Below are 14,878 nucleotides of genomic sequence, written 5' to 3' on the forward strand. Positions count from 1 at the left end.
CCATATCACTTACTACCGTTTTTGTTTTAAGTTCCCGCTAATCCGCGATGAACCATAAAAAAGGCTCTTACCATTATCACTTTCTTGCGAAGGATAAAGGTAAGAGCCTTTTCTGTTTTTCCCTCTATATAAAGAAGAGAGAAAAAACGGATTAGTTTAAGCGGTTACGATCGTTGTCATCGTCTTTCTTCTCAAATTCACCCTCAAAGGTGTTGCCGTCTTTTGATTGATCTGATGGGTCGCGATTGAATGGGTCTTGTCCAAATGGGCTCTGACCAAAACCAGCCTGTCCACCCGCATGGAAACCGCCAGACATATTGGTCACCACCATTTTTTCCATCATTTTCTTAGCAATCATCGCTCTTGGTGCTGGTAGCAATACCAACATACCGAGTGCGTCCGTCATAAAGCCAGGAGTCAGCAGCAATACACCAGCAACCGCAAGCATCACGCCTTCAAGAATCTGTTGTGCTGGCATTTCGCCTTGTTGTAATCGACCTTGCACAGACATAAGTGTTTGAATGCCTTGGCTACGAACAAGCGATGCTCCAACAAATGCAGTAATCAAAACCAACGCAATAGTTGGCCACAATCCTAAGAAGCCACCAACTTGAATAAATAGCCCAATCTCAATGATGGGTACGAAGATAAATAGTAATAATAAGATAGGAAACACACGCCCTCCTTTGTTACATCCAGTTTACGCTGAAAGCCCTATCAATCTCAAATTTATCCTGTAAATAAGCGTGTTTATTGACCGAGAATAACTTTGCAAAATATTGACGAAACAAAACCGAAAAAGGTGATCAACTTAATATTTTTATGCGCTAAGTACAGTATCATGTGCCACATAAGTCAGGACGGATTTATCAGCCCAATATTCTAGCGAACGGAGTATTTGCACACAGAATAGGCTAATAACTAACTATATAATCAGAATAATTCTCTAAGGATCCTGTTATGGCTAATCTATCAGAAGCTCAAGTTGAAGCTCCTCAAGCTACTCGTCTCGAAGAAGATCTACTAGGTCAACGTCATGTTCCGGCTGATGCTTACTACGGCATCCACACTCTACGCGCAGTTGAAAACTTCAACATCTCAAATGTAACGATCTCAGATGTACCTGAATTCGTTCGCGGTATGGTGATGACAAAGAAAGCAGCGGCTTTAGCAAACAAAGAGTTAGGTGTAATCCCAAGCGAAGTAGCTAAATACATCATCGAAGCTTGTGACCTCATTCTAGACACTGGTAAGTGCATGGATCAGTTCCCATCGGATGTATTCCAAGGTGGTGCTGGTACTTCTGTAAACATGAATGCTAACGAAGTTGTGGCAAACGTGGCACTTGAACTTATGGGCAAAGAAAAAGGCCAATATGAGTTCATCAACCCGAATGACCATGTAAACCGCAGCCAATCAACAAACTGTGCTTACCCAACTGGTTTCCGTATCTCTGTGTACAACAGCGTTCGTAAACTGATTGACGCTATCGAATACCTAAAAGGTGCATTCGAGCTTAAGAGCCAAGAATTCAACACAATCCTGAAGATGGGTCGTACTCAACTTCAAGATGCAGTACCTATGACGGTTGGCCAAGAGTTCCACGCTTGGGCTGTAACCATCAACGAAGAAATCAAAAACCTAGAATACACTTCAAAGCTATTGCTTGAAGTTAACCTAGGCGCAACGGCTATCGGTACTGGTCTGAACGCAGCACCGGGTTACCAAGGCCTAGCAGTGAAACACCTAGCAGAAGTAACGGGCTTAGAGTGTGTAGCGGCTGAAGATCTTATCGAAGCAACATCTGACTGTGGCGCATACGTAATGACGCACGGTGCACTTAAGCGCCTAGCGGTTAAACTGTCTAAGATTTGTAACGACTTACGTCTTCTTTCTTCAGGCCCACGCACTGGCTTTAACGAACTAAACCTACCTGAACTGCAAGCTGGCTCTTCAATCATGCCAGCTAAAGTAAACCCAGTTGTGCCTGAAGTAGTAAACCAAGTTTGCTTTAAAGTTCTAGGTAACGACAACACGGTTTCTTTCGCAGCAGAAGGCGGTCAGCTTCAACTGAACGTAATGGAACCTGTTATCGCACAAAGCATGTTTGAGTCTCTAGACATTCTAACAAACGCATGTGTGAACCTACGCGACAAGTGTGTAGACGGCATTACTGTGAACAAAGAAGTGTGTGAATCTCACGTATTTAACTCTATCGGTATCGTCACTTACCTAAACCCATACATTGGCCACCACGAGGGTGATGTTGTTGGTAAGATCTGTGCTGAAACAGGTAAAAGCGTTCGTGATGTAGTTCTAGAGCGCGGGTTATTAACCGAAGAAGAACTTGATGACATTTTCTCTGTTGAAAATTTGATGCATCCTCAGTATAAAGCAAAACGCTACGAATAACGTTAGCGAAAAAGGGCTCCAAACGGAGCCCTTTTTTAGGCTCCAATACGGTTAACCATGTTAATTTTGTGGATTTCTATTGGTTGCACTTTTGCGAAATAGAATCTAAACCATAGAACTATTATGTGAACATTCCAGCGGCGAATGTTCACATAATAAAATCTAAAATGAGGTGTTACTTATGATTGCAGTAGAACTATTTGTCGTCCTGCTCTTTATCTTTTTGGGGGCCAGAATTGGCGGTATCGGTATTGGTTTTGCCGGTGGTGCTGGTGTTATTGCCCTTTCACTGATTCTTGGCGTTCCAACAAGCCAGTCTTTCATCCCGATCGACGTAATCTTGATCATCATGTCGGTTATCACCGCAATTGCTGCTATGCAGGTTGCTGGCGGTATGGACTGGTTGGTACAAATTGCAGAAAACTTTTTGCGTAAACACCCTGAACGCATCACCTTTTACGCGCCGATTGTGACCTTTGTAATGACACTAATGGCCGGTACTGGTCACACAGCATTCTCTACGCTTCCTGTAATCGCAGAAGTAGCGAAAGGCCAAGGTGTTCGTCCTTCTCGTCCACTGTCTATCGCAGTTGTCGCCTCTCAAATTGCTATCACAGCTTCGCCAATCTCGGCTGCCGTTGTCGCTTTCGCAGCAATGCTGGCACCCTTTGGTGTTGATTACCTAACGCTATTGATGGTTTGTATCCCAACAACCTTCATCGCTTGTATGGTTGGTGCGGTTGTTGCTAACTACATGGGTAGCGAACTGAAAGACGATCCTGTTTACCAAGAACGTCTAGAGAAAGGTCTAATCAAACTGGCGACAGAAGAGAAACGTGAAATTCTACCAACAGCGAAGAGAGCAACGTACATCTTCCTAGCAGCGATTGGTTTCGTGGTTTGCTACGCAGCGGCTATCTCTAGCTCTGTTGGCCTAATTGAAAACCCAGCGCTTGGTCGTAACGAAGCGATCATGTCTGTGATGCTAGCAGCAGCAGCGGCTATCGTGATGTTCACTAAGATTGATGCTGCGAAGATTTCTTCAGCGCCAACATTCCGCTCTGGTATGACAGCGTGTGTTTGTGTACTTGGTGTAGCTTGGTTAGGTTCAACGTTTGTAAACGCACACGTTGCTGAGATCAAAGACGTAGCAGGTGCTCTGCTGGCTGACTACCCATGGATGCTGGCTCTTGTTTTGTTCTTCGCTTCTATGCTGCTTTACTCTCAAGGCGCAACAACAGTTGCACTAATGCCAGCAGCTCTAGCGATTGGCGTAGCACCACTAACAGCCGTGGCTTCTTTTGCTGCAGTAAGTGCACTGTTCGTACTTCCAACTTACCCTACGCTACTGGCAGCGGTTGAGATGGATGACACAGGCTCAACGCGTATTGGTAAGTACGTATTTAATCACCCATTCTTCATTCCTGGTGTGGTAACAATCAGTACAGCGGTTGCACTCGGCTTCGCATTTGGCGGCCTATTCATCTAGTAATCACTAATGTTCTAAACTAAAAAAGGAAGCTTCGGCTTCCTTTTTTGTTTTCTGCTCAATGTGTTATTTGATACACGTCAAATAACCGTTATAAAATTCAAAAACCAACTAAAAATAAAGTTTGAATAAAATTCCAGGATTATTCAAACCATTAATTAGGAATGCCTACCCAGTCAATCACCCTTTGATTTACCGTCATCCCCATCGAATATTAATCCAAGCTAACTAACCAAAAAACCTTGCCAATTTTCTGCCATTTTTCAGCCCTTTCATTAGCCATTATTTTTGTGAACAGCACCAAACTTAAATACTGACGTAAAGAATAAAATAACCGCAGCTAAATTAAATCTAACTTCATTTGGATTGGTAAATATAAAAACAACCTTAATTTAAAGTCAGCAACTTTATATCGTTGAGTGCTTTATAAGTGTCCGTGTATTTACAATCTATAAATCATTAGTCGCTAATTCACATCACTTCTATTTAAGATGATGTAAGGAGATAGCCATGACAACTCAAACGATACCAAGCGAGAAAAAAAAGGGCGGCTTCTTTGCCAACTTTAAATTTCCTTCTGCCTACACCATTCTATTTATTCTGATTGCGTTCGTCGCGCTGCTTACCTGGATTGTTCCAGCAGGCCAATACGACCGTGCAATGAATGAAGAGCTAGGCCGAGAAGTCCCCGTAACCGGAACCTATCAAGCGGTAGAAGGTAACCCTCAAGGCGTGATTGATGTACTGCTAGCGCCTATTGATGGCTTCTACGACCACAATAGCTATGAAGCAGCGGCTATCGACGTTTCGCTGTTCATCTTAATCATTGGTGGCTTCTTAGGACTAGTAACCAAAACAGGTGCCATTGATGCTGGCATCGAGCGCGTTACCGCCCGCTTAGAAGGGCGAGAAGAGTTGATGATACCAATACTGATGGCACTGTTTGCCGCAGGTGGTACCGTCTACGGCATGGCGGAAGAATCACTGCCATTCTATACATTACTAGTACCAGTAATGATGGCAGCTCGCTTTGACCCTCTAGTTGCGGCTGCGACGGTATTGCTTGGCGCGGGCATTGGGGTGCTAGGCTCTACCATTAACCCATTCGCGACCGTTATTGCTGCCAACGCCTCTGGTATTCCATTTACCGACGGTATCGCGCTGCGTATTGGAATGCTGATTATTGGTTGGGGTATCTGTGTCGCCTACGTCATGCGCTACGCAAGAATGGTACAAGCCGATCCAACAACATCGATTGTTTACGACAAATACGAAGAGAACAAAGCGCACTTCCTTGGCAACGCAAGTGGTGAAAAACTGGAGTTCACCGCGACTCGCAAACTGATCCTGGCCATTTTTGGTGGCTCTTTCGCTGTCATGATTTACGGTGTATCCGTTGCTGGATGGTGGATGGCAGAGATCTCCGCGATGTTCTTAGCTGCGACTATTATTGTCGGTATTGTGTCTCGCATGAGTGAGGAAGAGTTCACAACTAGCTTCATTGACGGTGCTCGAGACCTACTGGGCGTTGCGCTTATCATAGGTATCGCACGTGGTATCGTAGTCGTAATGGACCGCGGTATGATCACCGACACTATTCTTTTCTCAGCAGAACAAATGGTGACTGGCCTTTCTTCAGTTGTCTTCATTAACGTGATGTTCTTCTTAGAAATTCTACTGTCATTCTTAGTACCTTCAACCTCTGGTCTAGCAGTGCTGACTATGCCAATCATGGCGCCATTAGCCGACTTTGCTGGCGTAGGTCGTGACCTTGTTATCACCGCTTACCAATCTGCATCTGGCTTGGTCAACTTAATCACTCCAACCTCTGCAGTGGTAATGGGCGGCTTGGCGATTGCTCGTGTCCCTTACGTGCGCTGGGTTAAATGGGTGATGCCATTAATCGGAATCTTGATGGTGTTCTGCATCGTTGTACTAAGTATTGGTGCGCTTATCTAAAACCTACACACCACCTTCTCGTTCAAAGCCGCTTTCTTAGCGGCTTTTTTATTGCTATCGCCCTCAGAGCCAGTCCCCAAAACAACCTCACGAGCTGCACACACTCTATTTAAAGCCTCTCTATAGCCAACCTCATCAGCCAACCTTAAACAATCCAAGGACACCTTCGACAAAGCGTAAATCAACGTTTTAATATTGATGTTAAGGCTAATAAAAAACAATCCATTCCTCTCCATTATGTTTATAAAAATATTTAGTCACTTATTAACGTTAATTATATTTAAAGTTATTAACCTTGTAATAACCAAAGGGGAAATAAAAGCTATTTTTATAGAAAACTGGCTTAAAAAAACCAATTATAAAGTGTGACCACAACAGCTTTATTCGCATTTATTTTGTTAATAAATAATTAATTTCACATCCAAAATTAAATATCTAAATAGAAACATTGCATACTTCCAAGCTAAGTACATTCTTATCAATAAAACTATTATGCATATAATCCCTAACAATTTTAATTCTAGGCAGGTTCATCAAAAAAGCGTGCATAAAGTTCCCTAACAGCTAACTATTTAGAATGTAATCGTCATGACTAAAAGTGCATAAAGTTTGTTAAAACCCTTAGTTTTAAAGGGCTGCAGGATAAAAAACGATTTGTGATAGATCTCTAAGAATACCTGACTAGCAGGCGTAATATTAATTCCAGACAAGAGATATGAATAAAACAATTCATTATTCTCCACTGAAAATAAATAATTACTCTTAGCGATAAAAGTAATTCAAATATATAAGAGAGAGACGATCATGAGTAAGTTCTATGTAGGTTCTGAAATAGGTCAATTGCGCCGCGTTCTAGTTCACCGCCCAAGACGCGCACTGACTCACCTAACACCCTCTAACTGTCACGATTTACTATTTGATGACGTACTGGCTGTTGAGCGCGCAGGTAAAGAGCATGACGCATTTACTAAAACGCTACGTGATCAGGGTGTTGAAGTTCTTCTTCTTACTGACCTACTAGCAGACACACTAGCAGTGCCAGAAGCGAAAGACTGGCTACTAAGCTGCCAGGTATCTGATTACCGTTTGGGTAAAACATTCGCTAATGATGTGCGCTGCTACTTGGGCGACTTACCAAACTTAGAGCTAGCAAAAATCCTAACGGGCGGTCTGTCTTACGCTGAAATGCCAATGAAATCATCTTCAATGATGCAAGGCATGCACGCACCAACTGACTTCATTATCGAACCTCTACCAAACCACCTATTTACTCGTGACACATCTTGCTGGGTATACGGTGGCGTATCTATCAACCCGATGGCGAAACCTGCTCGTCAACGTGAAACAAACCACGTTCGCGCTATTTACCGCTGGCACCCAACATTCGCAGGCGAAGACTTCATTAAATACTTCGGTGATGAAGAAAACATCAACTACGACAACTCAACAATCGAAGGTGGTGACGTTCTTGTTCTCGGCCGTGGCGCGGTTCTTATCGGTATGTCTGAGCGTACAACAGCACAAGGTGTTGAACACTTAGCGTCTAGCCTATTCAAACACGGTCAAGCGACACAAGTTATCGCAATGCAGCTACCAAAACACCGTTCTTGCATGCACTTAGACACCGTGATGACTCACATGAACGAAGATACGTTCTCTGTTTACCCTGAAGTGGTAAGTAAAGACGTGCAGTGCTGGAACCTAACTGGCGATGAGTCAGGCGCAGTGAAAGTGAAAGAAGAAGGCTACTTCGTAACAGCTATCGAGAAAGCACTTGGCGTAGACAAGCTAAACCTAATCACAACGGGTGGCGACAACTTCCATGCAGAACGTGAGCAGTGGAACGATGCAAACAACGTTCTAACGGTTAAACCTGGCGTTGTTATTGGCTACGAAGGCAACACATACACCAACGAAAAATACGACAAAGCAGGCATCACGGTTCTTCCGATTCCAGGAGACGAACTTGGTCGCGGTCGCGGTGGTGCACGCTGCATGAGCTGCCCAATTGAGCGTGATGGTATCTAATCACTAAGACGAAACGGCCAAGTTGAACGACCTTAAATAATCTCAACTTGGCCAAAATGAGAGAACACAATTATGACTAAGCAAACTGTTGTTGTTGCACTCGGCGGTAATGCCCTACTTCGTCGCGGTGAGCCGTTAGAAGCCGATGTTCAACGCCGTAATATTGAAACGGCTGTTAAAACCATCTCTGAAATCGCGAAAGTGTACAACGTAGTTCTAGTGCACGGTAATGGTCCACAAGTTGGCTTACTTGCTCTGCAAGGTTTGGAGTACAAAAAAGTAAACCCGTATCCATTGGATGTATTGGGCAGTGAGACTCAAGGCATGATCGGCTACATGCTGATGCAAGAGTTCAAAAACTACCTGCCTGACCGCAACATCTCATGCATGTTGACGCAAATGACCGTTGATCCAAACGATCCTGCATTCGCAGATCCAACCAAGCCAATTGGCCCGATCTACGAAGAAGCAGAAGCGCGTGAGTTAGCGGAGAAATTCCACTGGATCGTAAAACCAGACGGCCAACATTTCCGTCGAGTAGTGCCAAGCCCACGCCCTACTGGCATTGTTGAGCACGAAGCGATCACTCAACTTATCGATGCAGGTCACCTCGTAATTTGTACTGGCGGTGGTGGCATCCCAGTGAAAAAAGAAAATGGCAAATTAGTCGGCGTTGAAGCGGTTATCGACAAAGACATGTCAGCGGCATTCTTGGCGAAACAATTGGATGCGGATGCACTACTTATTCTGACCGATGCTGACGCTGTTTATCTTGATTGGGGCAAACCGACTCAACACGCACTGCGCAGTACTACACCAAGTGAATTGGCGAAGTTTACATTTGATGCAGGCTCAATGGGGCCAAAAATCGAAGCATCATGCGAGTTCATTCAGCAAGGCGGCAAAGTAGTGGGTATCGGCGCACTCGAAGATGGTTTGCAAATCCTGCAAGGCCAAGCGGGCACCAATATCACCAAAGGTTAACGCACTAGCGAGCTTTATCATTTTGAGAGCCTTAAACCTTGAGAGCTTTTAAAGCTTGCGAAAACAGATTAAACGAAACAAACAAAACCGAACAACTTTAACTAAAAATTGAATCGCGCTTTCTTGAATTTTATTTCCCTGTAACAAGGAAGCGCCTAAATCTAAGAAGGAATACATCATGGCTTTTAACCTACGCAATCGTAACTTCCTAAAACTACTAGATTTCACTCCACGCGAAATTCAACACTTGTTAGATCTTTCTATGGAGCTAAAAAAAGCGAAGTACAACGGTTACGAACAGCCAACACTGACTGGCAAAAACATTGCGCTTATCTTTGAAAAAACCTCAACTCGTACTCGCTGTGCATTCGAAGTAGCAGCATTCGACCAAGGTGCTCGAGTTTCTTACTTAGGCCCATCTGGCTCTCAAATTGGCCACAAAGAATCAATGAAAGACACCGCTCGCGTTCTAGGCCGTATGTACGATGGCATCGAATACCGCGGCTTTGGTCAAGAAATCGTTGAAGAGCTAGGCGCTTACGCTGGCGTTCCTGTATGGAATGGCCTGACTGACGAATTCCACCCAACACAAATCCTAGCTGACTTCCTAACTATGACGGAATACGGCCGTGGCAAGCAACTGCATGAAATCAAGTTTGCTTACCTAGGTGATGCTCGCAATAACATGGGTAACTCTCTAATGGTTGGCGCTGCGAAAATGGGCATGGACATTCGCCTTGTTGCTCCAAAGCAATTCTGGCCAGAAGAAGAGCTATTAGCTCAATGTCGTGAAATCGCAGAACACACTGGCGGCAAAATCACGCTGACAGAAGATGTTCAAGAAGGCGTGCAAGGTTGTGACTTCCTATACACCGACGTTTGGGTATCAATGGGCGAAGCGAAAGAAGCATGGGCTGAGCGTATCAACCTAATGATGCCTTACCAAGTCAACATGGACATGATCAAAGCAACAGGCAACCCACATGTGAAATTCATGCACTGCCTACCTGCTTTCCACGGCGAAGATACAACTGTCGGTAAACAGCTTGCTGCTGAATATCCGCAGCTTAAAGATGGCGTAGAAGTGACGGATGAAGTGGTTGAGTCTGAATACTCTATCGTGTTCGATGAAGCAGAAAACCGCATGCACACCATCAAAGCAGTAATGGTTGCGACATTAGGCAGCTAATTACCTAAGAAACGAAACAGTTAAGACGTTAAAAATTAAGAAGCTAGGCACTCACTTGTTCGAAATACGTTGATAAGTTAAGTGCAATGACAGGGAAATGCGGGTGGCGTTCTTGGGATTTTGACCTTGAATAAAACTCGCATTTTTTTTCATGCGGTTGAAGAGGTAATTTCCTGGAAAACCCTGTAAGTCTCAGCCCCAACAAAGACTTAAATGGGAGTTAAAAATGGACGTAATCTCGCATAAAAATCCATTAAATGAATACTTTACAGAAAGTATTGCATGGCCTTTTTATCTGAGTATAATCCTCCGCAATTTGTCTTAAGAGAGCAAAAAATGAACCGCAATTTTTTCGCACATGATTGTCAGCCAATACGCCTTAGAACGGCGTTGGTGTCATTTTTATTTTGCTCTATTGATCATTTCGAAGCCTCCTATTTTTAGGGGGCTTTTTTTTGTCCGCAATTTGACTGTATGCATAGAAAAAGGAAGACCCGTTATGGCGCATTCGTTATTTAACAAGCACATCATCTCCATTCCAGAGCTATCTCGTGATGAACTGGAGCTTATCGTCGATACTGCAGCAAGACTCAAAGCAGAACCAAACCCTGAGCTGCTGAAAAATAAAGTCGTTGCGAGCTGCTTCTTTGAGCCTTCAACTCGAACTCGCCTCTCATTTGAAACCGCAGTTCAACGCCTTGGCGGCACAGTCATCGGCTTTGATAATGGCGGCAACACATCGCTGGCGAAAAAAGGCGAAACACTTGCCGATTCCGTTCAAGTTATTTCATCTTACGTGGATGCCTTTGTGATGCGTCACCCACAAGAAGGCGCAGCACGTTTGGCCTCTGAATTTTCTAACGGTGTGCCAATTGTGAATGGTGGCGACGGTGCAAACCAACACCCAACGCAAACCTTATTGGATCTGTTCTCGATTTACGAAACGCAAGGCACGATCGATAACCTCAATGTGGCTTTCGTCGGCGACCTAAAATATGGCCGTACCGTACACTCTTTGACGCAAGCACTATCAAAATTCAATAACGTGCGTTTCTTCTTTATCGCGCCAGAAGTGTTAGCGATGCCTGATTACATCTGTGAAGAATTGGAAGAGATGGGCATCCAATACAGCACCCACAGCAGCATTGAAGAAGTGGTGCCTGAATTGGACGTCCTGTACATGACTCGCGTACAGAAAGAGCGCTTTGATGCGTCAGAATACGCGCACATGAAGTCGGCTTACATTCTAACGGCCGATACCTTGAAAGATGCACGCCAGAACATGAAGGTGCTTCACCCATTACCACGCGTCGATGAAATCACAACCGACGTAGATAAAACGCCACACGCTTATTACTTTGAACAAGCTGAAAACGGTGTATACGCTCGCGAAGCCCTATTGGCCCTAGTTCTTAACGACACTTTATAAGCAGGAGAAACAGTCATGGTTAAACAAACTCAGCTACAAGTAGAAGCGATCCGTAACGGCAGCGTGATTGACCACATCCCTGCTCATCTTGGTATCAAAATCCTTAAACTGTTTAAGCTACACAAAACAGAACAACGCATCACCATGGGATTGAATCTGCCATCATCTGCGCTTGGTCATAAAGATCTGATCAAGATTGAGAACATCTTTCTGACCAAGGAACAAGCCAACCAATTGGCTCTGTATGCGCCGCAAGCGACGGTAAATCAGATTGAAGAGTACAAGGTGGTTAATAAGCTAACATTAGTACTGCCAGACCAAATCAACAGTGTGTACTCTTGCCCGAATAGCAACTGTATTTCGCACGGTGAACCCGTTGAAAGTAGCTTTAAAGTGCAGCTAAAACACGAAAACGTCCAACTAAAATGTCACTATTGTGAAAAAGTATTCTCCCGCGAGATCATGAGTGAAATCCGCTAGCCCTTAGCGCTCTTACCTTCGTAAAAGAAACCGCTCAAACTACATGGATATTTATTCCTAACCCGGAATAAATATCCACTTACCTAAAGAATAAAACTCCACAAAAAAAGCAAATAACCAGAATTTTGTTTGGTGATCACCTTCAAAAAGATAACTATTCTTTAGTGGTAGACTGGATGAATAGAAGATCATACATCACGCATACCCTTCCTATTTATTTCGGGATTCATCGGTAAGCCCTAATTAACAATCGTACTCTACGGCTTTGGGAGTGCGTTCTGCGCTATGGACAAGCGATATCAACACGTTGACCTTAAGGAGTTGTTCATGAACCAAATCACTGAGCACGGTTGCTTGTATTCAGCTGAAGATAAAACACTGACCGCAGCGTGCAAACGCTTACTACAACAGCAAAGCTTCTCGACCCAAAACCAGCTGCGAGAGAAACTCGTCGACATTGGTTATACAGGCATTAGCCAGTCGACTGTGTCTCGTATTTTGTCACAACTCGGTGTTGTCAAAATCCAGAACGCCTGTGGCAAAAAGGTTTACTGCATCACCGTAGAAAGCGCACCGGTACGTGTCGATGCGTCAATCTCATCACAAATCGAATTAATTACTCACAACCAAGCAATGGTGATCGTAAAAACAAACCCTGGTTGCGCACAGTTGGTCGCAAGATTGGTTGATATCGACCCACATACCGAGATTATCGGTACGGTTGGCGGCAATGACACTGTGTTAATTATTCCGAAAGACACCACGAATATAGATGCTTGCGAACAAGTAGTAAGAGCACGCTTAGGAGTGGCTTAAATGTCTTATTGGCAAAAGCTGACAACTCATGTTGAGCGACTGACACTCTCTCGACTGCCCCAGAAAATAGCCCACCCGCCTTAGGGGATATTTGTCTACCGATGAAACTAATCACAAACTATTACGGTCTGATTGAGTTAAGATACCTTCAACTCCATTTTGATGACTAAATAGTATGCGACGACTTGCCACATTACTTTTTGTTTGTGTTTCCCTGTTCACCCAGCCTGCGTGGGCGCTTTTTGGAAACGACAACCCCGAGCCAAGCTTCGGAGGCAATAACAACGGTTTTGTCCCTGTAGACCAAGCTTTCCCTTTCAATTTCTACCAGCAAGACGGCAAGGTCCTTCTCGACTGGCAAGTAAAAGAGGGCTACTACCTCTATCAACATAGCCTCTCGTTCACTGGCCAAAATCTCACTATCGGCAATGTTGAAATGGAAAATGGCCAACCACACCAAGATGAATTCTTCGGTGAGGTGAGCATCTATACTCAGCCATTATTCGTGCAAGTTCCTCTACAGAGTTACCAAGATGGCTCACAGCTTATCGTTAAGTATCAAGGCTGTGCAGATGCTGGTTTCTGTTACCCACCAGAGATCCGAGTAATCGACATTGAACCGTTTACTGCGACGAGTTCTGGGGATATGAAAAGCAGTGATGAGCAAAACAGTGGTGCTTTACAAGGTTCTTCTGATGCAGCTGGTGAAGCTGACAATTCAGTACAAGCCTCTTCTCCTACCACTGACGCAGCAAGCAATACCACTCAACAAGCCAATGCTCCCGTATCAAAAGAAGCTGGCTTAGCCGATAAGCTCGGTGACAGTTGGTGGACGCCACTATTATTCTTAGCTCTCGGTGTTGGCTTAGCCTTTACGCCGTGTGTTCTGCCTATGTACCCAATTCTAACCGGTATCGTATTAGGCGGCGGCAAGCTCAGCCAAGGTCGCGCGCTGATGCTGTCCTTCATCTATGTGCAAGGCATGGCGCTGACCTACACCTTATTAGGTTTAGTGGTTGCCTCTGCGGGCATGCAGTTCCAAGCTGCGATGCAACACCCTTATGTATTAATTGCGTTGAGCGTTCTATTCGTGGCATTAGCCATGTCGATGTTTGGCGTTTATAACCTGCAACTTCCAAGCAGTATCCAAACTTGGCTTAACAATCAAAGTAACAAACAGCAAGGCGGCAATACCTTGGGCGTGTTCGCGATGGGTGCTATCTCTGGCTTGGTGTGTTCACCTTGTACCACAGCTCCATTGTCAGGTGCGCTGCTGTATGTGGCTCAAAGTGGCGACCTATTAACGGGTGCGATTGCTCTGTATGCCTTAGCCATGGGTATGGGTATCCCGCTGATCTTGGTTGCGGTATTTGGTAATAAGCTTCTGCCGAAAGCAGGTAGCTGGATGGACAAGGTTAAGATCGTATTTGGCTTTATCTTGCTGGCAGCCCCTATCTTCCTACTAGAGCGTATTATCCCTGAATTATGGGCAACCGTGCTTTGGTCTGGGCTTGGTTTCATCGCCTTTGGTTGGCTTTACCACAGCAAGAATGCACTGCCATTCGGCGGCTGGAAGCAGAGCGCAGTGGGCATCATCGCGATGCTCGGCCTGTTCGCTTCAGCGCAACCTGCCTTAAATTACTGGTTTGCAGAGAAGAGCGTAACGGTAGAGCAACAGCATATCCAATTTGCGCGCGTCAACACGGTTGAAGAGTTAGAAATTCAGCTCATCGAAGCCAAGAAACTCGGCAAGCCAGTGATGCTCGATTTCTACGCCGATTGGTGTGTGGCATGTAAAGAGTTTGAGAAGTACACCTTCCACCAAGCAGATGTTGAGAACAAGCTTTCTGATTTCGTCCTGCTTCAGGCTGACGTAACGAGAAACATGCCTCAAGATATTGAACTGCTTAAACAATTACAGGTACTCGGTTTGCCAACCATTGAGTTCTGGGATGGCGAGGGTAACCATGTTGCAAATGCTCGTGTGACGGGCTTTATGCCTGCCGATGTATTCTTGAAACATATGCAAAACCACCAGCTATAACGGCAATATTCACCGGAATATCCGCCTAAACGAAAGCCGCATCGCCCC

Annotated in this window: 11 protein-coding genes; 10 read left to right on the plus strand and 1 reads right to left on the minus strand. The window is 44.7% G+C overall.

Annotated features, from left to right (window positions below; genetic code table 11):
* Nucleotides 1-151 precede the first annotated feature (151 nt).
* Nucleotides 152-676, minus strand: coding sequence for an FxsA family protein (locus tag ACED42_RS12865; protein ID WP_012604974.1), 525 nt, complete (start codon nt 674-676; stop codon nt 152-154).
* Between the two features lie 284 nt (nt 677-960).
* Here ACED42_RS12865 and aspA point away from each other — a divergent pair, with 284 nt between their 5' ends.
* From aspA to ACED42_RS12915, 10 genes are all read left to right on the plus strand, one after another.
* A complete protein-coding gene (gene aspA, locus ACED42_RS12870; RefSeq protein WP_009844714.1) occupies nt 961-2,412 on the plus strand; it encodes an aspartate ammonia-lyase in 1,452 nt (483 codons plus the stop codon).
* A gap of 181 nt (nt 2,413-2,593) precedes the next feature.
* Nucleotides 2,594-3,901: an anaerobic C4-dicarboxylate transporter gene (locus ACED42_RS12875; RefSeq protein WP_009844713.1), complete on the plus strand. Its 1,308-nt coding sequence runs from the start codon at nt 2,594-2,596 to the stop codon at nt 3,899-3,901.
* 510 nt (nt 3,902-4,411) lie between these two features.
* The gene (locus ACED42_RS12880) at nt 4,412-5,860 is read left to right on the plus strand and encodes a YfcC family protein (protein ID WP_012604975.1); all 1,449 of its coding nucleotides are present in this window, start codon (nt 4,412-4,414) and stop codon (nt 5,858-5,860) included.
* A gap of 804 nt (nt 5,861-6,664) precedes the next feature.
* Nucleotides 6,665-7,888 carry an arginine deiminase gene (arcA, locus tag ACED42_RS12885; RefSeq protein WP_009844709.1) on the plus strand — a complete coding sequence of 408 codons (1,224 nt, stop codon included), beginning with the start codon at nt 6,665-6,667 and terminating at the stop codon, nt 7,886-7,888.
* Nucleotides 7,889-7,960: 72 nt separating this feature from the next.
* Complete coding sequence (arcC, locus tag ACED42_RS12890; RefSeq protein WP_009844708.1) at nt 7,961-8,872, plus strand: carbamate kinase; 912 nt, start codon at nt 7,961-7,963, stop codon at nt 8,870-8,872.
* Nucleotides 8,873-9,050: 178 nt separating this feature from the next.
* The gene (locus tag ACED42_RS12895; RefSeq protein WP_009844707.1) at nt 9,051-10,061 is read left to right on the plus strand and encodes an ornithine carbamoyltransferase; all 1,011 of its coding nucleotides are present in this window, start codon (nt 9,051-9,053) and stop codon (nt 10,059-10,061) included.
* Between the two features lie 499 nt (nt 10,062-10,560).
* A complete protein-coding gene (gene pyrB, locus ACED42_RS12900) occupies nt 10,561-11,490 on the plus strand; it encodes an aspartate carbamoyltransferase (protein WP_371702819.1) in 930 nt (309 codons plus the stop codon).
* Between the two features lie 15 nt (nt 11,491-11,505).
* On the plus strand, nt 11,506-11,970 hold the full coding sequence (pyrI, locus tag ACED42_RS12905) for an aspartate carbamoyltransferase regulatory subunit (protein WP_009844706.1): 465 nt from the start codon (nt 11,506-11,508) through the stop codon (nt 11,968-11,970).
* A 327-nt stretch (nt 11,971-12,297) separates the two neighbouring features.
* On the plus strand, nt 12,298-12,786 hold the full coding sequence (locus ACED42_RS12910) for an arginine repressor (RefSeq protein WP_009844705.1): 489 nt from the start codon (nt 12,298-12,300) through the stop codon (nt 12,784-12,786).
* Nucleotides 12,787-12,961: 175 nt separating this feature from the next.
* Complete coding sequence (locus ACED42_RS12915; RefSeq protein ID WP_371702821.1) at nt 12,962-14,830, plus strand: protein-disulfide reductase DsbD; 1,869 nt, start codon at nt 12,962-12,964, stop codon at nt 14,828-14,830.
* Nucleotides 14,831-14,878: the final 48 nt, after the last annotated feature.

The organism is Vibrio sp. FF145 (assembly GCF_041439075.1).
Taxonomy (GTDB): Bacteria; Pseudomonadota; Gammaproteobacteria; order Enterobacterales; family Vibrionaceae; genus Vibrio; species Vibrio tasmaniensis_A.

Bases quoted from the DNA above. Each gene is read 5' to 3' on its own strand.
- ACED42_RS12915 (WP_371702821.1), top strand. From the start codon at position 12,962: ATGCGACGACTTGCCACATTACTTTTTGTTTGTGTTTCCCTGTTCACC.
- pyrB (WP_371702819.1), top strand. From the start codon at position 10,561: ATGGCGCATTCGTTATTTAACAAGCACATCATCTCCATTCCAGAGCTA.
- ACED42_RS12910 (WP_009844705.1), top strand. From the start codon at position 12,298: ATGAACCAAATCACTGAGCACGGTTGCTTGTATTCAGCTGAAGATAAA.
- arcC (WP_009844708.1), top strand. From the start codon at position 7,961: ATGACTAAGCAAACTGTTGTTGTTGCACTCGGCGGTAATGCCCTACTT.
- arcA (WP_009844709.1), top strand. From the start codon at position 6,665: ATGAGTAAGTTCTATGTAGGTTCTGAAATAGGTCAATTGCGCCGCGTT.
- pyrI (WP_009844706.1), top strand. From the start codon at position 11,506: ATGGTTAAACAAACTCAGCTACAAGTAGAAGCGATCCGTAACGGCAGC.
- ACED42_RS12880 (WP_012604975.1), top strand. From the start codon at position 4,412: ATGACAACTCAAACGATACCAAGCGAGAAAAAAAAGGGCGGCTTCTTT.
- ACED42_RS12895 (WP_009844707.1), top strand. From the start codon at position 9,051: ATGGCTTTTAACCTACGCAATCGTAACTTCCTAAAACTACTAGATTTC.
- aspA (WP_009844714.1), top strand. From the start codon at position 961: ATGGCTAATCTATCAGAAGCTCAAGTTGAAGCTCCTCAAGCTACTCGT.
- ACED42_RS12875 (WP_009844713.1), top strand. From the start codon at position 2,594: ATGATTGCAGTAGAACTATTTGTCGTCCTGCTCTTTATCTTTTTGGGG.